Genomic DNA, 21135 nt, shown 5'->3' on the forward strand with positions numbered 1-21135 from the left:
TTTTAAGCGGATATTCCATCCGCTTAGTTTGCTGTACGCTTTTTCCTGCTTGCACCAAAAAACAAACGGCACAGGGCTTTTTCCCCATGCCGTTTCGGATTCCATTTTCACTCCCGGTCTTGACTTTGAGCTTAACTTAATGACATTGGGCCGCAGCCCCGTCTCTTCTTCTAGCTTCTACGCTCTACTCTTCCAGCTCGACGTTGTGGTACACTTGCTGCACGTCTTCGAGATTCTCGATGACATCAAGCATTTTCTCGAACTGCGCTTGCGCGTCTGCAGGCAGCGTCAGATCGTTCTGAGCAAGCATCGTCAGCTCGGCAATCGAGAATTCGGTTACGCCGGCGTTCTTAAGCGCTTCCTGTACGGCATGGAATTGCTCGGGATCGGCATAGACGATAACCGTGTCTTCTTCCTCCATGACGTCGCGAACGTCTACTTCCGCTTCCACCAAAATCTCAAATACTTCGTCGGCGCTTTTGCCGCTAAGACCGATAACCGCTGTTGCATCGAACATATAGGCAACGGAGCCGCTTACGCCCAGACTGCCGCCGTTCTTCGTAAAGGCAGCGCGCACCTCGGACGCGGTACGGTTCACGTTATTCGTAAGCGCATCGACGATGACCATCGCGCCGTTAGGCCCGAAGCCTTCATAACGAAGCTCGTCGTAATTCTCTTCCGCACCGCCTTTTGCTTTCTCAACCGCACGGTCAATGATCGCTTTCGGCACGTTGTACGTCTTTGCACGCTCAAGCACAACCTTCAGCGCGCGGTTCGATTCCGGATCCGGCTCGCCGGATTTCGCCGCTACATAGATCTCGCGTCCGAACCTAGCGTAGATACGGCTTGTTTGCCCGTCCTTCGAAGCTTTTTTCTCTTTAATATTATTCCACTTACGTCCCATACTGTTCCCGCTCTCTTTCGCTCATAAATTAAGTACGTGAATGATGCTTGTACGTGATTACTAATATTTTATAGGTTATCCGCAGGGGAATGCAACCCCGCCGCAGAGGGATTGTCGATTATTAGAGTAAACTGCCCCACCACGCCTTAAGCTCATAGACACATAATCCTTCATGCTCGCCGAACATTTGCATATCCTGCTTCTCTTCGTCCGTCCAAGCCGCAACCTCGCTTACCGATGCTACGGAGTATCTTTTGCCCGTTAGACCGGATACGAACACAATGCTTCCATCATAACCTTCGGACTGCTCCAGCATCTCGGCCGGCACGCCCGTTACCGCGACAACCGCCGCTTTCTCTGCTTCCAATGCCATCTGTCTTGCCCTCCCAAAAAAATCGAGCCACCGGTCACGTACCCGGCGACTCGATTATAAATTCAGCTGTGCCTATTAGACTTGCTCGTCCGCCGGGTAGCGCAAGCCCCATTGCGAACGGATCGTATCCAATGTCTGCATAATCGCAAGCGTCTCGTCCAGCGGCATCGTTGCGCTCTCCAGCTTGCCTTCGCGCAAGCAATTCATCGCTTCCTCGGCCTCGAAGTTATAGCCGCTCTGTTCGCGGCCGTCCTCGAACCGAACCGGTTCCGAGCCGGATACATGCAGCGTAGCCGACTTTCCGAACAAGAAGTTCGGCGCATGAATGTAACCTTTCGTACCGTAAATATAAGCGTCGCTCACCATACCAAGCTGAACCGCGCCGTTCAGCGCTGCTGTCCTGCCGCCCTCGTATTCGAACAAGAGGGAGAACTGCTCGTCCACGCCAGTCTGTCCAATCCGAGCGCTGCTCATAATGTTCGTAGGCTGCTCGCCAAATACCATTGAAGCGAAGGATATCGGGTAGATGCCTGCATCCAGAAGCGCTCCGCCGCCAAGCTTCGGATCAAGCAGGCGGCTTTCCGGCGCCCAACCGATATTGAAGCCGAAGTCGGCCTTAACCATGCGCACTTCGCCAATGTGACCCTCTGCCAGCCACTCTCTTACCTTGCGAATCGGCGGCAAGTAACGGGTCCACATCGCTTCCATCAAGAACACGCCGCTTTGGCGCGCCAATTGAATCATTTCCTCCGCTTCYGCCGCATTCATCGTGAACGGCTTCTCGCATAAAACCGCTTTGCCTGCACGCAGCAGCATAAGCGCGTTCTCTTTATGTGCAGGATGCAGCGTCCCGATATAAACAATATCTACTTCCTCGTCAGCGGCAAGCTCTTCCAAGCTGCCGTAGGCGCGAGGAATATTGAATTTACTAGCGAAGCTTTCTGCCTTCACTAGGTTTCTTCCCCCAACGGCTACTAGCTTGGCGCCTTCAGCATGAGCCAAGTCAGTAGCGAATTTTGAAGCAATCCCGCCAGGACCTGCGATACCCCAATTAATCGTCTTTACTGTCACGTTCTCGTCCACCCCTTAATGAATAATAATAGCTAACCTTATTATAAAGTTATTTCTTCATAATCGAAAGCTCGTGCTTCAACGTTCCCTCCCCAGACCTGCGACGGCTGGGTTTGCACTATCGGTTGTGTCGGTCGCGAGAGTAGATTTTGTCCATTCAAAATACTCCTCTGCGCGACAACTAGACTTTTGAGCGGAAAACGGAGACTGTCGATTTACTTGTTATACCGAAATCTTATACATAACTACGATCCTTTAAAAGATCTCGTCACCATGTTGTCACTCATTTGGCTCTATCAGAGTTGTACTTGCCTTTTAATTGGATTTCATCCAATCAAAAGGCAAGGAACGAGCTGATTTCAGAGTTTGATTGGATTTGATACAGTCAAATAGGCGTTGGCGGGCCGCTGAGGGCAAGAATGCCGGATTTGACTGTATGTTTTCCAATCAAGTGTCACTTTATCGGTGAAAGAGCCGATTAGACTGTATGAAATATAGGCAAAACGCACATCCTAATCCGCCGATATGTCTACTTTCCGCTCGAACACCCACTTTAGCCTGTACAAATTCCAATCAAACCGAAGATTCGGAGCCAATCGCTCCCTTTCGTTGGATGAAGTCCAATGACCTATAAGCCGCCCTGTGCCTAGAAGACAGGGCGGCTATTGTTATTCGTTCGGGTAAGAAGGATTAAGGACAGCTTCTCCGCGATGCGACTGCCTTTCAACCGCCGCATTCGGGTCCAAGACCGCGCGCAGCTGCTCGAAGCTTAACTCCTCGGACGGCTTGAAGTCCGCGGCCGCATATTCCAGCAAGCTATGCAGCAGTTGGCGCGCTTCCGGCTTATCTTGCTGCCCGATCAGATCGCTTGCGCATACGAGCAAGCTTCCTTTGCCAACCCTAGCTTCGACAATTAGGCCCAGCTTATGATTGCGCTCGAAATTGTCGATGACCTGTACGACTGGACGGAATGTATCCGGCCATTCGTCTAAGATGAGCGAATGCGAGTTCATGACAATCGGCCACCATTGCCAATTGCTATGGAACTCGGTCGGAAACGCTTTGAACGCAGGATGCTCCTCGTCGCATAACAGGCCGAGCGTTCCCGGTGCAGGCGCCGCATTATTCCCTTCGCAAATGGAGCGAAACATCGGATAACACCAGAAGTCCGATGCAAAAAATCCTTGAATGTGCGAGGTGAGCTGCTCCTGATCAGGTATAAGCAGCACCCTTCCGCCGCCCGCAAGCAAATCACATGTCGCTTCGTCAAGCGACCTCCGGATATGAACGGAATCGGCCGGATTCGTATCAACGTCCGCAGGATAGACCCAAATCGGATAATGATTCGTGACCTCGCTGCCCTTCCATCTCAGCTCCAGCTCCAACTTGCCCGGCGCCTCTATCTCCGCGTGAGACAGATCTATTCGAATCGTTCCCATAAACTCCAAAACGCCTTGGCCGACATCCTTCGCCGCAGTCACTCCATTTCCGATGAACCGCTCGCCTTGCTTAAGCGACCACACCAGCTGAACGTCCTCAAGCGCGATGCCGCCGTAATTCGCCATTTCCAGTTGCGCTTCGAAATGTTCGCCTACGGTATAAGTATATCGCGGGAATCTCGCAAGCAATACGATGTCCGAGCAGAACTCGCGCCAACGCTCCGGCTCGATGAACCCTTTGGATTCCATGAACGCATCGAGTACGCCGACTAATGCCGTTCCTTGGCCGGGAAAGTCTTGCAGATCGAGCAGCTGAAATCCTCCGAAGCCCGGCGTGCGTAAAGCGGCTTCGATTTCTTCGCGATAGCATATAACCGCAAGCTGCCCCGATGCCTTAAAGAAATCATCGGCTTGACTTAACATGCCGGCATGCTGCAGCCGTTCGCGGAATACTTCAAAATTGCGCGCCTCTAAGACGCCTGTATATTTGTCGATCTCGTCAAAATTCGGAAACGATTGAAATTGACCGATCTCATGACCGACGATTGGAATCGGAGCGTCCGGCAAATTGTCTCTATAGTCCACGACCGTTGAAGGGTAGCTTGCTTGCACATGGCCAAGCGGCAGATCCGCGTGAGAGAATGAAGCCCGTACGATCGAGCCGCCAACCCCCGTTCGCATCGTCACCCAGAAATCCGATTCCTCCGAAAACGATGGCGCCCAGAAATAGTTGTTCGCTCCCTCGGCGTACAAGCGTCTGTTGTCATGCTCCCGATATTCCTTCAGGAGCGCCGACATCGCCGGGCGGCTTCCATGCAGTTCGTTGCCAAGCGTGAATAAGGCAAAGGAAGGATGGTTGCCGTAAGCATCTAGAATACGCAAGCCTTCACTCCGCAAATATTCCGCTCTCGCTTCGTCGTAATCCTCGTCCCCCGGTTCTTGAAACGCCCCCCAATACGGGAGCTCCGGCTCGAAGTAGACGCCGAGCATATCGGCAGCCATAAAACCCGCTTCCGGCGGGCAGCATGTATGGAATCGATAATGATTGATACCGTAGGATTTGGCGATAGACAGCACCCGCACCCACTCTTCGACGGTCATCGGCGCGTAACCCGTCAATGGGAAAGCAAGCGCATCATGCTTGCCGCGCAAAAAGACTTTGCTGCCGTTATTCGTAAACTGTGTTCCTTCCGTTGCGAATTGACGCATACCGAAGGTTACACTTTGCTCATCACGGTAAGATTCCCCTATTACAGCAGCCTCAAGAACGATGTTCAAACGATATAGGACTGGATTGAATTCATTCCATAACGCTATCTCTTTTCCAAGGTCATAACTTACTTCCATCGTCTGCTTTCCAGGAACCGCTTGAAGCAAAGTTGTCTTTTCCTTTGGTCTATCGCAGCTTGCTCGTTCGCCTATCATGTCCGACAGCGCAATCGAAATATGGGCATCTGCCGCAAAGCCAGTATCGTTATGCACATCAAACTTCAGTCGAACGGACCTATTCGCTACATCCGGGAACGCTTGGATATTGTCCAGACGAATCTGTTCCATCGCCTGAATCTCGAGCCTGCCCAGCAGCCCGTTCCAGTTCGTCTGCGTATCAGGCGACGTCATATGCCCGCCCTTAATCGGCAAGCCGCTATTGTCGACAAGCACCGTTAATGTATACGTTCCGGGCTTCATAGCACTAAATTCATAGATATGCGGCGCACTTACGCTGTTCTGCGTACCATGGCATTGCTCCCCGATCCATACCTGAGAGACTCTCGTTCGCTCCATATACAGACGAATCGGCTTGCCCGCCCATTCATCCTTAATTACGATATCGCGTTGATACCAGGCATACCCGATTAAAGGATACACTTCCGTAAGATGAGCAATTTCCTTGGCGTTGTTGTATTCGCCTTTCTTATTCTCCGAGGTCGTCCCCGGCAACTGAATGTCATCCTGCAGCTTCTCATTAAAATATTGACGCTCAATGCCCTGTTTCGAGTCATCTAAGCAAAATCTCCACGTACCTGCCAATGATTCTATGATCATATGAATCCTGCCTCCAGCCCTAGTCTATCTCAATGGTAATCCCTATATTCCTGCGGCGTATAGCCCGTTGTCTTCTTGAACAAATAAGCGAAATACGCCGACGTCTGAAATCCGACCTGCTCCGATACCTCGTAGATCTTAATGTTTGGATCGCGAAGCAACTCCTTCGCTTTGTTCATGCGTGTTTCCTGCAGAAAGTCGGATATCGTCTTGCCCATCTCTTTTTTGAACAGAACGCTTAAGTAGCTCGCATTCAAATGATGGAGCTCGGCGAGCTGCTTCACCGTAATATGATCTTGGAAATGCGCCTCCAAATACTCCGTCACCTTGCCGATCAGGTTATGTCTTTGGTTCGCTTCGCCCTTCGTTTCGATCACCATATAGCGCTGCACGTAATCAAGCACGACTTCTCGGATCTGCACCTCGCTCCTGCAATCGATCAGCTTCTGCCACATCTCCAAATTCATTTCCCCGCCCAGCTCTTTGTTCCACTTCTGCTTGCGGGCAAGCTCGCTGAGAAGCGCCATGCCGAATGCCTGCATATACGTAAACATCATCGAAGGCTGAGAAAGCAGCATATCGAACACATTGTTCACGTAGTCGACCACCTTGCTCGCATCCGCGGCCGTTTCCGTAAGCCCGATAATTTCGGGGATCATCTCTTCACGCAGCCTGAATTGTTGAAAATCGGATTCGTCCAAACGGTCATAATGCAAAATTTGTCCGCCTTCCATCAAGCGGGATCTCGCCATCATGAATTTCACTTCCTTGTAAAGCGACGGCACCTCTTCCCATGTCGTGCACACTCTGCTCGTGCCGATCGTGACCGTTGAGCCGTATTGCTCCTGCATGACGTTTTGGATGAACAGAAGCTGTTTCTCTATCGATGCCCGTTCGATGGGAGTCAAATTAATATGCATCGCGACAATCTCATCCGTGCCGGTCTTCGCAACATATACATGCTGGTAATCGGAAAGCCCGACATGAACCGCTTTCAAAAATCCGGTGCCGATCACGACCCGCTCTCTCGCGTCCTGTCCCGAAGAGTGGAACTGATCATAACCGAAGACGATTAACCCGATTTCTTGCTGACTTGCGGGAAGCTCCAGCAACCGCCCCCATGAATGCAGCATGTCAAGATCGATGCCTGCCTCCACGATTACATCCGCCACGAACCGTTCTCTGACGATGTCCAGGCTGCCGGATACTTTCTCTTGCAGCTCCTGCGCCTGTTCCTCGATTTGCAGCAGCTTCGTCAACGTCTTCCGAAACCCGCCTAGCTTGCTCTCGACCTCTTCCACCTTAATCGGTTTAAGAACATAGGCTTGCGCCCCGACGTTCATCGCTTCCTGCACGAATTCGAATTCGTTATACCCGCTGATCATTAGCACTTGAAGCTGCGGATGGATGGCTTTGGCCTTCGCGACAAGCTYGATCCCCGTCATAACAGGCATGGAAACATCCGATATGAGCACATCCACAGGAGCATTCCGCATTATTTCGAGCGCTTCGTGACCGGACTCTGCGGTAAAGGGAATATCGAAGCCAAGCTCATTCCACTTAATATAACGAACCAGTCCTTGAATATGGGTAGGCTCGTCATCGACAATCAACGCTTTTAACAACATCACATCACCTTCCTGATCTGCGGCCTATTGGCGCATGCAGGTATAATAATCGTTACCGCCGTCCACTCGTTCTCTTTGCTGTCTATCGTAAATTCATGCTTATTCTCAAAATAAAGCTGTAGCCGCTCTCGAATGTTGGCCGTGCCGAAGCCGTTGCCGTTCCCCGCCTGCTTCCCTAACCGGATTTGTTCCAGCATATCGCCCGGGATGCCTCTGCCGTTGTCGAACACCTCGAATCGGACGTTATCCTGCTCTAGCAGTGCCGAGATGCGGATGACGGCGCCTTTCTTCCCCGTAACGTTGCCGTGCAAATAACAGTTCTCCACGATAGGCTGCAACAACAGCTTGATCGTATACAGGTCGAGCAGCTCCTGATCGATATTCCATTCGATCGTTACCCTGCCCGGATAACGCATCTCTTGGATTTCCAAATAAGCTCTCACATGGTCAAGCTCGCCTTTTATTTGCGTCACATTGATTTTATTGTCCAGCGCCAGCCGGTAAAAGGCAGTCAGTGCGTCGATCGTGCGCAGCTGCGTATCGTCCTGCAAATCCATCGCCCGCCATCTCAGCAGGCTTAACGAATTGTATATAAAATGCGGATTGATCTGGGCCTGCAACGCCTTGAATGATTGCTCCCGCTCCTTGAGCTTCGCTTGCGTAATGTCTTCTACCAGCCCGCCTAGACGTCCGGACATCGAGTTGAATAATACCTCAAGCTCGCCAAGCTCGTCCTTCTCCGTATTCCGAATGCTGACGTCGAATTGGCCTTGGCTGACATCATACATGCGGGTACCAAGCTTGCGGATGCGCCAAACGACATTTTTCAATACGGTCATTATTAAGAAGGTGGAGCATAACAAAAAAATGAGTATAGCGGCAATAATGCCGTATAGGATCGTCTTCGATTGGCTCTCAAGCTCATCCATCTGAATCAGCGCGGCCACCTGCCAGTTCGAATCGATTGGTCTGACCATAAGCAAATTGCCGTCGACCATCAAGCCCTCGGAGAGGCTCGCTTCCTCCCAGTGATCATTCAGCGATGTCGCTTGAAGCTTTAAGCCAATCTTCCGGGGATCGGAGGAGACGATGATCGTGCTGTTGTCGTCGATAATCGACAGCTCGCCCGAACCGCTGAACGGCCGGTCGAACAGCTTGCCGAATACCGTTTTGTAATCTAGCAGCATATAGATGAGACCGAGCAAATTGCCGGACGGACTCATAATTTTATGCGAAATGACGAGTTTGTCTTTGTTGACGTTGCTCCAGGTTAAAACGTTTGGATCCCCGCTAGCGCTCGCGAACCAATCGGTTTCGGTAAAGCCCGGCCGCAAAATGCGCCCCTCCGGTTTCCACAGCAGACGTCCGTCCTGGACTAACATCGTGTTCGTATGATAGATTCGGAAGTCATCGATTCCCGGCAAATATTGACTCGTAAAGACGAAGGAGCGATCGACGTACTCAACCGTATTGAGCTGCTCGAACATATTCGAATAATCGCGGCTTAAGCGCGCTACAAGCTCCCCGTCCGTTCCCGTACGCGTGGCAAGCACGTCGTAGCTTTGCTTGCGAACCTCGATATTTTGAACCGTTTGGCGCATCGCCTCTTTAATGGTAACCATATAATTATCTCTAAAGCTTTGCAGTGCTAAATAACCCGCGACAATCCCCAGCAATATTGTAGGGACGAATATAATAGCTCCGTAGAGAAAAAATATTTTTCCGCGAAGATTCATCTTGCTCGTGATTCGGATAACGATTCTTTCCAGGCTGCGGCGCAATGTCATTGGAATTCCCCCTCTCCATAGTTTAATGGCAAAATAGCGATCGCAACAATGGAAAAGGGAGCAAGCTCCCGAGGGAACTGCTCCTTCCGTGACTATAACTAGCCTTGCTCTTTAGCTAAGATGTCATATTGCTCCTGCCATTCCTGCTTCACTTCCGACCAGTGGCCGCGTTTCTCGAGGGCATCGCGGAAAGCGTTCCAAGTCGACTCGAATTGCTCGTCGCTGGTCGCCATAATGAATTTGGCTCTGTATTCCTTGCGGATATTTTCGAGCTCAGGCAAATACTTCTCGATCAGTCCGCCTTCCTTCGCCTTAACAAGGTCATGCGTTTGAATGCTGCGAACGGCGCCCATCTGTCCTACCGCCGCTGTGAACTCTGCCGTTTTTTTGCTGCCGGCCTTGTCGCTTGAACCATAGTTCCACCATGGATACCAGTCGTTATTGTAGGAAGAAAGCATATACAGCTCAGGCGTGACTTTTGCCTTCTGAGCAGGCTCGCCGGAATTGCGCGCCTTCTCATATTCGGCATCGATATATTCCCACAGACCAAGCGGTTGGTCGACCCAGTTCCAGAACTTGCCTACCGGCCCTTCATTAATAACGTTTTGCTGCTCGGCCTTCGGCTGCAGCGAATACTCAAGGAACTTAAGAATCGCATCAATGTTTTTGCTGTCTTTGCTAATGTAGACATCATAGCCTGGATACGGATTGATGACCGTATTCGCACCAAGCTTCTCGACGCCGGCTACTTTCGGGAATGGAACGACTTGATAGAACCAGCCCGGCTCCGTCGGCCCATCGAGCGTCTCCCATATATCAGGGTCTATGTTAAAGAAGGTACCCACATTCATCGCTACGCGTCCGGCTTTGTTTTTCTCTTTATAACGTTCCTTCTTGTCGGTTACGACTTCCGGATCGATCAGATTGGAACGGTACATTTTGTTCATCCACTGATAAGCCGCTTTATACTGCGGATCGTCATACATAAGGACGAATTGGTCGCCTTTCTTCTCTACCGGAATAATGCCGCCGCTCGTCGTGACGCCGAATGTGCTCAGTACCGCATTCTCGTCGTTCCATCCGGCCGTATCGTTAGGATCCATCAGGAAGCTAAGCGGCAGAAGAGACTTGCCCGACTCGTCCTTTTGCTCGGACGCTTTGGCCAGGAACGCTTCTACTCCTTCAATAGTAGCCAAATCAGCTACGGTCATTCCCGCTTTCTCCAGCACATCCGTGCGAACGGTCCATGATTGCGAAGCCCAGCCCGGCCAAGGATTGTCGGGATTCTGATCGAACCAGGTCGGAATCGACCAGATATGGCCTTCGGCATCCTTCATTTGATCCAAATATACTTTCGGAATCGCCGCGAGGTTCGGATATTTGTCAGGCATATCGAAATATTGCTCGACCGAAAGCACTTTATTCGAGCGAATCATCGCCGCTTTGACGATATCGCTGCGGCCGAATATGGCTGCGTCTTTGAAGCCGCCCGTGTTCAGCTTCAGGTTAAGCGCGGTTACCGCGTCCCCCTGCGTCGCCTCAAGCTCCACTTCTACGCCCGGCTCTTCTTCCTTCCAGTATTTTTGCACGAGGCTGTCATTGTTGATCGTCGTCGACCAGCCCAGCCAAAGATTGAACTTTTGCGGACCCGTCGCGCTTCCGCCGCCGCTTTGTTCCGTGTTTGCGCCGCTTAGTTCCTTGTTCGCATTATTCGAACCGGAGCAGCCCGCAATAACCGAAACCAATAAAACCGCCGCAATCGCAAGAAGGCTGTTTTTCTGTACCCATTTGCCCTTCAACATGTTCGTTTTTCTCCCCTTTTCAATATCGATATTACTGGTATATGGTTAGTCATTATACCCATTAGCAGCTTGCTGTTACCCTTTGACGGAGCCGATCAATACGCCCTTCACGAAATATTTCTGAAGGAACGGATATACGCACAGAATCGGAATCGCGCTTACCATTACGGTAGCCATCTTCACCGACATGAGCGTCACGTTCTGCATTTGCGAACCTCTGGCTAAAGCTTCTTGATTCGAGTTCGATCCTAAGATGGCCGACATATCCTGGGCCTGCAGCAGCTGCTGCAAGAACGTCTGTACCGGAATCAGATCTTGTTCGGTCACGAAGAACGCGCCGGCGAACCAATCATTCCAATGCCCGACGGCGGTGAACAATCCGATTGCCGCGAGCATCGGCTTCGACAGCGGCACAATGATTTGGAACAAGATACGGAACGGCCCTGCGCCGTCCAACTCCGCCGATTCGATGAGCGCCTCGGGAATGCCTTGAATGAATTTCAGCATGACGAACATATTCCAAGCCGAGAACATGCCCGGGATGATGTAGACCATGAAGTTGTTGATCAGCCCTAGGTTATACAATTGAATGTAGAGCGGAACAAGACCGCCGCTGAATAGCATCGTGAGCAAAATGTAGCTCAGAATCGATTTCCGGAACGGAACCTGGTGATACGATAAACCGAATGCGACCATGAGCGTAACGAGAAGCCCGGCGATTGTGCCTGCAACTGTACGAGCAATCGTAATGAGATAAGCATGCTGGATCACTTCATTTCCAAGCACGATTTCATAGTTGATCAGCGTAAACGCTCTCGGCCATAAGTAAACTCCGCCCTTCGCCGCATCCGTCCCCTCATTCAGCGATATCGCCAGCATATAAGCGAACGGATAAAGCACGGATAAGCATAACAGGAGCATGAGAGCGATAACGATGCCTTGCGATATTTTTTCACCCGTTGTACGTTTCATTACTTACCATAACCCCTCACCGTTCAATTTTCTGGATAGCTGATTCGTGAGTACGACTAGGATAAGGCTAATAACGGACGATAGCAGGCCAATTGCGGTAGCCATCCCGAAATACCCTTGCTGAAGGCCGGTTCGCAGCACATACGTATCCAGCACATCCGCCACCTGCATATTCGCCGGGTTCATGAGCGGATAAATCTGATCCATGCCAACGGCGATCAAGCTCGGAATGCTCAAGATAAGGACGATCGATACGGTTGGCATAATGCCCGGAATGGTGACATGCTTGATTTGCGACCACTTCCCTGCTCCTTCGACCTTAGCCGCTTCGTACAGCTGCGGATCGATTGCCGATATAGCCGCAAGATACAGGATCGTATTCCAGCCTACCTCTTTCCACAATCCACTGGAGATAATCATAGGTCGGAACCATTGCTCCGATCCGAGGAAGAAGATAGGTTCTCCGCCCATCCTCGCAATCAGATCGTTAGCTAATCCCCCGTCCAGCGTCAGAAACGACTGCAGAATATAAGCAACGACAATCCATGAGAAGAAATGGGGCAAATAGCTAACGGACTGAACGAACCTCTTGAAGCCGTTATGCATTAATTCATTGATCATTAAGGCAAGGATGATCGGAGCCGGAAACCCGAATATGAATTTCAACACCGAGATGAACAGCGTATTTTTGACAACGACCCAAAACTGCGGTTCTTGCAGAAATGCGAAATTGTCCAAGCCTACCCATGCGCTCTCCCAAATGGAGGAGCCGATCTGAAAATCGCGGAATGCGATTTGAATCCCCGCCATCGGTACATAATTGAACAGAAACAGAAGCAACACGGCAGGAAATATCATTACATATTGCCACCGGTATTTGTATAATCTTGCTAACATGATGTCTAAGTTCCCCCCTTCTGCTCTTAATTGTAAGTGCTTACGGGGAGTTGAACCATATAACGGTGATTGGATTTTCATCGTAATGATTGGACGTTTGACGACTATTTAGACGGATTTCGTACAATCAAAACGGTCTTTACTGCGCCAAAAGTTCTTTTGAGTGGAAAACATACAGGCTAATCAGCCTCTGTGACGCATATCCGCCCGCATGCGATTAAACTAATTAGTAGACACGCCTTAATGGAGACCTGCAATGCTATTGATAATAATAGGTTGAGGTGAATGCAATGGAAGAGAAACGCAAGCGTTATAGCGAAGAGTTTCGACGGAAGACGATTGAGCAACTAGAACAAGAGGATTGGGTGTATTGGGCCAGCCTTATGGACCTCTACTCCCTGAAACGGGAGCTTGTTTACCAAATCAAACTTCGGACTCGGAAACAAGCTTAGGCTGCGATTAATGGATATATTGAACACTCGAGTATAATCGCATTCGCAGCCATTCAACATTAGGCATGAAATCTACGGTTCTTTGGTTAAACTGCTTTTTGTCGCACTTCAAATTGGTAACTTCCTGAACCTACGCGACTAATTGCAAATAGACGCCCATGCTCTTGAACAATTTCAAAGTTGATCAAAGTGTCCCTCTCCATGATTACCGTTTCTTCCGACGCAATAGGAAGTTTAATCGTTCCGCTTGTATTCGGAGGCAAGCTGACTGCTAACCGCAAGCCACTCGCCTCGGACATGAAATCGACATGAATCTCGCCTCTAACAGAGCGATGGCTGCCTGTTACACGTTGGATTAAGCCCGAGCAACCTGGTGCAATGAGGATTTCCTTGTAAGCATCCCGTATTGACGATATACCTAGCAGTTCCTTATACAGCCACTCCAAAATATGTCCCATCATATCGTGGTTTCGGGAACGGGAATCATCCGTCCAAAATTCAGGCAGCGCCGTTTCGCCTCGTTCGACGAACCGAATATAGCTCGGATGCTCGGGCTGCATCATCATATCGAATACAATATCGTTTCGTTTCATGCCAGCAAGCGCGCCGAACAAATAACGAAGCCCTATCTCTCCCGATCGCAGCTGCCGCCCTGACGCCGCATGCAATAGAGCCGATTCAATATCGGAACGATGCTCTTCATCCACGAGTCCAAAGTAAAGCGGAATGGCCTGAACGACCTGATTCAACGGATCGAATTCTCCGTTCAGCTTACAATAGGCATAATGCCCTTCACCTTCGCTCGCGATCCGGCGCAATAGTTTCGCATTATAGCATCGCTTCACCCGTTCGGCTTCCGCCGCGTAATGCTCCACATCGCTGACTAGCCCGAGCAAGGACGCGAACTTGGACGTTAACCTGTAGCTCTCATAATAGAAAGCAGTCTCTACGTTCTCGACGTAGTCTCCTCCGGTCTGCGGCGCAATGCCCCAGTCTCCGAGTCCATGGTTAATAAGTCCTCCGTCCACTTCCTTCGACTTCAAGTATTTCAAATAGGCTTTCATGGCAGGATATGCTTCTTCCATAGCGGTTCGGTTACCATAGGTCCGCAAGAGTAGCTCGGGAACGAGAATAATCGCGCTTCCCCATGCTATCGAATCACGGAAACCATCGCTAAATCTCGAATATTCCGGTGCTATATCAGGAATTAAGCCTTCCTCCGTCTGGGCTTCCATCATATCTCGCGTAATTTTCAGCCAGAGCTCTTCGACGCTCTTCACGTACATAATCGATGGGCCCATCAGACTTGCCGTTTCAATCCAACCCAGCTTCTCGATCGTAGGGCAATCGGAATGCACGCTTTGCAGATTGCTCTCGATCGCTTTGATAATAATCTGGGCAAGCTTCGTTATGCGAGGATCATCTGTCTCCAGTCGACCCACATCCTCTGATGCCGATGTTACGAAATGTCCCTTGACATCATGAATGATCGGCTTAAACTTGTCTGAACCATCACGGGTGCAGCCTTCGATCTGCACCCATCTCGCACCGTAACAGGAGAAGTCGGGCTTCCATGCTTCGATCTCCCCTGTACCGGCTAGCGTGTACTCGGAATAGGTAACAATGTCCCACGGGGTAGCTACCGTACCGTCCTCGTTCCGTAGTTCACCAGGCTTTATAGTGACTTTAGAGCCGGCAGGGCCGCTGACATAAATTTCGAACATGCCAGACATATTTTGGCCCAAGTCGTAAATATACACTTGCTCGAGCGGCTCTTCGATTCCGATCGTATCGTAGACCGTTCTCACCGTAATCGGCGGCTGGTTCTGGCTCACGAGATTACCGGCAGGAGAAGCCAACACCTTGGCAGTCTCCCAACCCGAATCGTCGAAATCAAATCCGTACCATCCATTCGGATATAGCCTCGCGTCAAAATTTTCGGAGCCGTACACGTTCGCTAGCGTCGTCGCGCTCTCGCGAACTTTCCAGTTCTCGCCCTCCGTCCTTACATATAGAACGGAGCCGTCCTCATATTCAATATGCCATTCTCCAATAGCAAGCAGCTCGGCGCCGTAGGGCTCGTACCCTTTTCCTATCGTATAGAAATGCCGATCTCCCGCATCTCCCGCATAAAATCCGTTGCCGACCGAAAACCCGATTACGTTACTGCCTTCGCGAATCCTGTCCGTCACATCAAAGCAAACATATTGTACGGACTTTGTATAATTAGTCCAGCCTGGATCCATCTCATTAGGCCCGACTTTCTCGCCGTTCATGTACAGCTTGAAGTGGCCAAGTCCCGACACGAGCGCATAAGCGCGCTTGACTCGCCCCTCCGAGGCGAATTCCGTTCTGGCGTAAAAGGGTTGGGATCCGCCGCTTCCGATCCACTCGGCCTTCCAGGTTTCAGCGTTCAGATAGCCGGTAAACAGCGTTTGCACTTCGCTCCATGCCAATACGCCATGCTGATTCCATACAGCGACTCTCCAATAGTAGGCAGTAACGCTTTGAAGCGGTTGCCCTTGATAGACAATGCCGAATTGCTCGGAAGAGCTTACCTTGCCGCTGTCCCAAAGCAGTTGTTCGCAACTAATGACCGACTCTTCTCGTTTAGCGAGTATGATTCGATAGTGAGTCTGAATCTGATTCTGCTGCTCGCTTTCCAACTGCCAGCCAAATAGAGGGCTAACCGTATCAATCCCCAAGGGAGAGTAATAGTTATTGATCTTTAAATGTACCGGTCTCATCATTTCGTATCACCTCGTTCTATTTGCTGGAACGCAGCAATCTAACCGGATCTATTAACCCGTATGGAGTACCTCTGTATTCGGTCGTATAATCGTTGTCCTCGGGGTGGAATGACCACCAATCCATCCATTTGGGATTAGTATCCAATTGATGGAGCGGACCAAACAAATTGCGCGGGCTGCCTACGACCTCGATAACGATTCGATTTTCTCCATGTTTCACTAAAAACGGATCCAAATCCACATAGGCTTCGCTTCGCCACGGAATCGTCTTGCACGCCGCCCCATTCACTTTCACGTCCATCAGCACAGCTTCATAACGGCCAAACACCAGACTGTATCCGTTGCCTTCGTTCGTTTCCTTCTCAATCTCGAAACAATAATTCATACTGCCGCAATAGTAAGGATAACCTTGACTACGCCAGTCTCCGTAACTCAGATTGCTAGGTTCGTCCACAATTCTGCGATACGAATCAATTGCAAAGTCTCCTATAATATAACCGTTCTCCAGCTCCATGTCGTTGCAATAAGCGATAAGAACATCAAGCGTGTTCACACCCTCCCGCAAAGTCGGCAGCTTCACCTTCTTCATGCTCATATCCAAATAGTAGCCTTCTGGTTCTGCCTCAACACGCTTACCATTAAGCTCATAATCGAAGCGGTTCGCATCCTCGAATACAAAGTACGTATCGGTTGAAGGTACTTGGGCTGCAGTAAACGTAAATCGCAGCTCGAATGGTGTCTCGTTACCGGGATGTTCCTCATGAATCCAGAAATACCGCTGCAGATTGCCGGAATGCAAAACTTGGCGCATGCCAAGCCGCTCGCGAATGATCCGCTGGGCTCTCCATACCTCCATGGGTTCCGACCACTGCTCTTCCCCCATTCGAAATTGGCATTGATCGAGAATAAGCGCGTTAGGCGCGGACCGCTTACAGGAAACAGGAATCAGCTCCGTTGCCTGATCTTGGCCTGAGCAAGCAAGCACGCTTTCAGGTTCAGCTATTTGCTCCAACCGCCCAGAAGGATCATTCCCAACAACGTAAAGCTTGGACTGCGCCGGTTCAAATTTTTCTTTGAACGTAACTCCGCCATCTTCCAAGCGAACGGATCGTTTTATAACATTCCCCGTCCAAGCATCCCATTCCTCCAAGGATTGGCCGCCTGAGAGTCGAATCTCAACCTCATGTGCATGCTCCCGATCATTGTTTACGATAAATACAACTGAACAGCCGTCCATCTCCCGATGCATATGAAGAAACGGCTTCGCTTCTACGCCAGCCTCATCCTTAATGCTTACTGCCCTTGACGCAGCCCCGTTCAGTAACGGTTCCAGCTCTTCAGCATCCTGTAATCGGATAAACCCTTTATGCCCAAGCAGCTCCTCCAAGCGATGAAGATTCTCCGATCGGCCATCCACTAATGATGGCATAGCCCCGTACGCAGATACTTTGCCGCCTCCGTCCATATAAGCGAGCAGCACCTCAACCGTGGAGGACATCAGATTGTTAAGAGACGGAAGAATAACGAATTCATAGCTGGCCTCGCCAACGATAAGCCGTTCTTCATCAGCCCTCGCGAAATCCTTCAGGATCAGTTCGTCTCCCAGATCGTAATCGACATGCAGCTCGACTAGACGGTTAACGAATGCGTTGAACGACTTGTCGTAATCCGCGAGCAGCTTCTCGTTGCCTGCGTTGTTTTTCCATGCAGCCGATTTGACGCTTTGTCCCAGCTTCGTCCACATGGAAGTGGAGGGATGAATGACGAGCACGTTACGGGTAAGCTTTCCTTCGCTGAGCACCGCGCTAAGCCTTGCGTAATAATCCTCCATCTTCCGGTCATGCTTCCACCAATTCGTATGGTAGTTGAAGGATGGCGGGTAATCGCGCTTGCGGCACCCTCTGAGCGAATACCAGGAAAGGTGATGCGTCAACAGATTGACTCCTAGCGCATATTGCCAGTCGCCGATCCATCTCCTGTTCTCGAAGGTCAAATCCCAGCCCGTCACGCCATATGTCTCCGTAATGACCCGCTTCTTCCCAAGCTGATTGGCAATGCTGGAAACTTGCTTTATCGTCAAATGCTCGGCCGTCTGCTCGCACAGCGTATCGATTCCTGGTATATCCATATACCTATAATGAAGCATCAAGGAACCGCTATGCTGGACCTGTCCGACAAGGCTGCCTTCGGAATGAAAATGACCGGTGAGCTGTATGCCTTGCTCTCTGCACCAATCGCCGATTTGTTTCGTATACGATTCGCTGAACGTCTCTGCCACCGTTAACCAGTAGTCATGTCGAATTTGAGCAGAAGCCTCCCCTCCAAAGAAAAAGAAAGGAAGCAGCTCCCAGATCGAATAACCCCTTCTCCGTTCAAACTCGCTTGCCAGCACCTCGCTCCAAGCGATCCATGTCAGCTCCGGCTCATCAAGCCGTTCGGAAAACCCTTTCACCGTCGGTTCGTCGGTGAATATGCCAGGTACTGTTTTGCCGAATTCCTCCCCTACTGCTTTCTTGTACGGTTCATAATTTTTCTCGATAAACAGCCTAACCGTCTCCGGATTCATTAAATCCGTATAGGTATCGCCATGACACCAATCGTTCTTAGCGGCAATTCGAACCCGAAACACAAGGTAAGTCTCGGTACCTCCATCTAGCCTCTTTCCGCCTTTACCCGGCATAAGCCGGGTCAACTCTGTTATTTGATCTCCCTCGATGACCGCCTTATAAGCGGCAACGATCGACTCATCGCCAGACTCGATGGATTGGCTCAAACTGAGCGTCAGTGCTTTGGCGCGTACCGCATCGCCGCCCGCCCTCGCAACCAATCCGCCGCCCATGCCGGAGGAATACCGATCTTCGTCGTACAACCATGCTTTCATGCCGGATTCCTTGGCCTTGGCCACGCTTCCCTTGATGCGCTCCATGAATTCATCGCCCAAATAGGGAGTTTCCAAGCCCTCGCGCACATGCATCATAAATCCACCCATGCCTTGCTCCTTGAAGCCGTCGATCTGACGATCCAATTCCTCCTGCTTCAAATCGTCATTCCAAGCCCAGAACGGAACAGGGCGGAACGGGATTCCCGGATCCATGAATGATTGTTTTAATTGGTTTCGATTTCGATCCATTGGACACCTCTCTGATTTCTATATCGTAATAAACGACTTACCCCTTCACGCTTCCCAATACAAGACCTTTAACGAAGTATTTTTGCAAAAACGGATAAATGCATAGGACCGGCAGCATCGATACGAACAACTGAGCCGCCAAAACGGTTCGGTTCGAAATATTGGCAATCAGCGACAGATCGTTTGCATTCATATTCGTTAAGTCCCTGGCCACGATAACGGTACGCAAATAAGTCTGCAGCGGATAATGGGATGGCGAGTTCATATAGATCATGCCATCAAACCAAGAATTCCAGTGAAAAATAATCGTGAACAGCGCAATCGTAGCCAAAGACGGCTTGGATATCGGCAAATAGATGCTCCATAGCGTTCTCCATGTGCCTGCTCCGTCCATTTGCGCCGATTCCTCCAGCTCGGCCGGCTGCGTGCGGAAGAAATTAAGCATGAGCACGATGTTAAAGACATTAACCGCAGACGGAATCACAAGCGCCCAGATTGAATCCATTAATCCTGTTTCCTTGACCACCATAAAGGTCGGAATAAGTCCTCCGTTGAAGATCATCGTCACGACGAAAAACCATGAATATACGGATCTCGAACGAAACTTCAGATTCGACTTAGACAGCGGATAAGCGGCAAGAACAGTCAGCGACAAGCTTAGAAGGACCCCAAGAATTAGCCTTTGAAAAGATACGCCTACCGTGTTCATAAAAATATGGTTGCTGAAAATATATTTGTAGGAGTCCAGATTAAATCCGACAGGCCATACGGTGACCCACCCTGCCGTAACGGCCGCATTGCTGCTTAGCGACATCGCCGCCATATGAATAATCGGGAACAAGCAGGTTAACGAGAATAGGGCAAGAAAAATATAGTTGGCATATAGAAATAGCAGCCGGGAAGGCGTGCGCCGTTCGATCATAAGATGATACCTCCTTAGAAAATCCTGTAGTTGGCGAGCCTGTAAGCGAGCAAGTAGGATGTGCAAATAAAGACGAAGGATACGAACGACTTGAACAAGCCGACAGCGGTCGCTACGCCGTATTGCATTTGCTCCATGCCGATCCGGAATACGTACGTATCCAGAATATCCGCGCTGGAGTAGACTTGAGGACTATATAAATTGAATACTTGGTCGAAGCCCGCATTCAAAATATTTCCAAGACTTAGAACGCTGAGCAGCACAATTATAGGTCTCATGCCTGRAAGCGTGATATGCCACATTTGCTTCATATGCCCCGCACCGTCTAGCGCGGCAGCTTCATACAACGATTTATCGATGCTAAGTATAGCGGCCAAATATACGATCGTATCGAAGCCGAGCTCCTTCCAGATATGCGAAGCGACGATGACAAAGCGGAACCAAGGGCCGCTTCCGAGGAAGTAAATCGGTTCGAAACCTAGAAATTGCAATAGATTGTTGATGATGCCTCCCGAAGGCGACAAGATATCGATTAGAATGCCGGATAAAATAATCCACGAAATAAAATAAGGCATGTAGACGACTGTTTGAACGGTTCTTTTAAACATTGCGCTTTTCACTTCGTTAAGCAATATGGCCAGACCTAGAGGGAACACGATTCCGACGACCATTTTCATAAATGAGATTAATAGCGTATTGCCAATCACCTGCAGCGTATCCGGCATGCCGAATACGTACTTAAAGTTGTCAAAGCCGATCCACTCCGAGCCGAACCAACCGTTTGAAGGAATAAAATCTTGAAAAGCGATGACGATGCCAACGATCGGCCCATAGCTGTAAATAAGCACTAGGATGACCGCCGGCAGCAGCATCATATGATAAGCTCCAGTAGAAAACCGACGTTTGCGGGTCCCTTTCATCTCCATCGACATGCACGCTCCATCCGTATAGAAGGAGGGACG

13 protein-coding genes are annotated in these 21135 nt (G+C 50.2%); all 13 read right to left on the minus strand.

What is annotated here, in order from left to right:
* Positions 1 to 184 precede the first annotated feature (184 nt).
* Entirely contained in the window at positions 185 to 904 is a 720-nt protein-coding gene (locus AB4Z33_RS24975; RefSeq protein WP_442052491.1) for a YebC/PmpR family DNA-binding transcriptional regulator, read from the minus strand.
* Positions 905 to 1025: 121 nt separating this feature from the next.
* Positions 1026 to 1277, minus strand: a complete 252-nt coding sequence (locus AB4Z33_RS24980; protein ID WP_442052492.1) for a hypothetical protein — start codon at positions 1275 to 1277, stop codon at positions 1026 to 1028.
* Positions 1278 to 1352: 75 nt separating this feature from the next.
* Positions 1353 to 2348, minus strand: coding sequence for a Gfo/Idh/MocA family protein (locus AB4Z33_RS24985; protein WP_442052493.1), 996 nt, complete (start codon positions 2346 to 2348; stop codon positions 1353 to 1355).
* Positions 2349 to 3016: 668 nt separating this feature from the next.
* Positions 3017 to 5833: a sugar-binding domain-containing protein gene (locus AB4Z33_RS24990; RefSeq protein ID WP_442052494.1), complete on the minus strand. Its 2817-nt coding sequence runs from the start codon at positions 5831 to 5833 to the stop codon at positions 3017 to 3019.
* A gap of 29 nt (positions 5834 to 5862) precedes the next feature.
* Positions 5863 to 7461, minus strand: coding sequence for a response regulator transcription factor (locus AB4Z33_RS24995; RefSeq protein WP_442052495.1), 1599 nt, complete (start codon positions 7459 to 7461; stop codon positions 5863 to 5865).
* Positions 7461 to 9248: a cache domain-containing sensor histidine kinase gene (locus AB4Z33_RS25000; RefSeq protein WP_442052496.1), complete on the minus strand. Its 1788-nt coding sequence runs from the start codon at positions 9246 to 9248 to the stop codon at positions 7461 to 7463. Before AB4Z33_RS25000 ends, AB4Z33_RS24995 begins: the two co-directional genes overlap by 1 nt.
* A gap of 98 nt (positions 9249 to 9346) precedes the next feature.
* Positions 9347 to 11050: a hypothetical protein gene (locus AB4Z33_RS25005; protein WP_442052497.1), complete on the minus strand. Its 1704-nt coding sequence runs from the start codon at positions 11048 to 11050 to the stop codon at positions 9347 to 9349.
* Between the two features lie 75 nt (positions 11051 to 11125).
* On the minus strand, positions 11126 to 12022 hold the full coding sequence (locus AB4Z33_RS25010; RefSeq protein ID WP_442052498.1) for a carbohydrate ABC transporter permease: 897 nt from the start codon (positions 12020 to 12022) through the stop codon (positions 11126 to 11128).
* A 3-nt stretch (positions 12023 to 12025) separates the two neighbouring features.
* Positions 12026 to 12919, minus strand: coding sequence for an ABC transporter permease (locus tag AB4Z33_RS25015; protein ID WP_442052499.1), 894 nt, complete (start codon positions 12917 to 12919; stop codon positions 12026 to 12028).
* A gap of 538 nt (positions 12920 to 13457) precedes the next feature.
* Positions 13458 to 16121, minus strand: coding sequence for a family 78 glycoside hydrolase catalytic domain (locus AB4Z33_RS25020; RefSeq protein WP_442052500.1), 2664 nt, complete (start codon positions 16119 to 16121; stop codon positions 13458 to 13460).
* A 16-nt stretch (positions 16122 to 16137) separates the two neighbouring features.
* Positions 16138 to 19251, minus strand: a complete 3114-nt coding sequence (locus AB4Z33_RS25025) for a glycosyl hydrolase (protein ID WP_442052501.1) — start codon at positions 19249 to 19251, stop codon at positions 16138 to 16140.
* 37 nt (positions 19252 to 19288) lie between these two features.
* The gene (locus AB4Z33_RS25030) at positions 19289 to 20173 is read right to left on the minus strand and encodes a carbohydrate ABC transporter permease (RefSeq protein ID WP_442052502.1); all 885 of its coding nucleotides are present in this window, start codon (positions 20171 to 20173) and stop codon (positions 19289 to 19291) included.
* Between the two features lie 14 nt (positions 20174 to 20187).
* Positions 20188 to 21093: an ABC transporter permease gene (locus AB4Z33_RS25035; RefSeq protein ID WP_442052509.1), complete on the minus strand. Its 906-nt coding sequence runs from the start codon at positions 21091 to 21093 to the stop codon at positions 20188 to 20190.
* Positions 21094 to 21135: the final 42 nt, after the last annotated feature.

Origin of the sequence: Paenibacillus sp. 2TAB19, assembly GCF_052115185.1 — a bacterium.
Taxonomy (GTDB): Bacteria; Bacillota; Bacilli; order Paenibacillales; family Paenibacillaceae; genus Pristimantibacillus.

Excerpts from the sequence above, each read along its gene's own strand:
- AB4Z33_RS25010 (WP_442052498.1), bottom strand. The coding sequence starts at position 12,022 with ATGAAACGTACAACGGGTGAAAAAATATCGCAAGGCATCGTTATCGCT.
- AB4Z33_RS25005 (WP_442052497.1), bottom strand. The coding sequence starts at position 11,050 with ATGTTGAAGGGCAAATGGGTACAGAAAAACAGCCTTCTTGCGATTGCG.
- AB4Z33_RS25015 (WP_442052499.1), bottom strand. The coding sequence starts at position 12,919 with ATGTTAGCAAGATTATACAAATACCGGTGGCAATATGTAATGATATTT.
- AB4Z33_RS25020 (WP_442052500.1), bottom strand. The coding sequence starts at position 16,121 with ATGATGAGACCGGTACATTTAAAGATCAATAACTATTACTCTCCCTTG.
- AB4Z33_RS25025 (WP_442052501.1), bottom strand. The coding sequence starts at position 19,251 with ATGGATCGAAATCGAAACCAATTAAAACAATCATTCATGGATCCGGGA.
- AB4Z33_RS25000 (WP_442052496.1), bottom strand. The coding sequence starts at position 9,248 with ATGACATTGCGCCGCAGCCTGGAAAGAATCGTTATCCGAATCACGAGC.
- AB4Z33_RS24975 (WP_442052491.1), bottom strand. The coding sequence starts at position 904 with ATGGGACGTAAGTGGAATAATATTAAAGAGAAAAAAGCTTCGAAGGAC.
- AB4Z33_RS24980 (WP_442052492.1), bottom strand. The coding sequence starts at position 1,277 with ATGGCATTGGAAGCAGAGAAAGCGGCGGTTGTCGCGGTAACGGGCGTG.
- AB4Z33_RS24990 (WP_442052494.1), bottom strand. The coding sequence starts at position 5,833 with ATGATCATAGAATCATTGGCAGGTACGTGGAGATTTTGCTTAGATGAC.
- AB4Z33_RS25030 (WP_442052502.1), bottom strand. The coding sequence starts at position 20,173 with ATGATCGAACGGCGCACGCCTTCCCGGCTGCTATTTCTATATGCCAAC.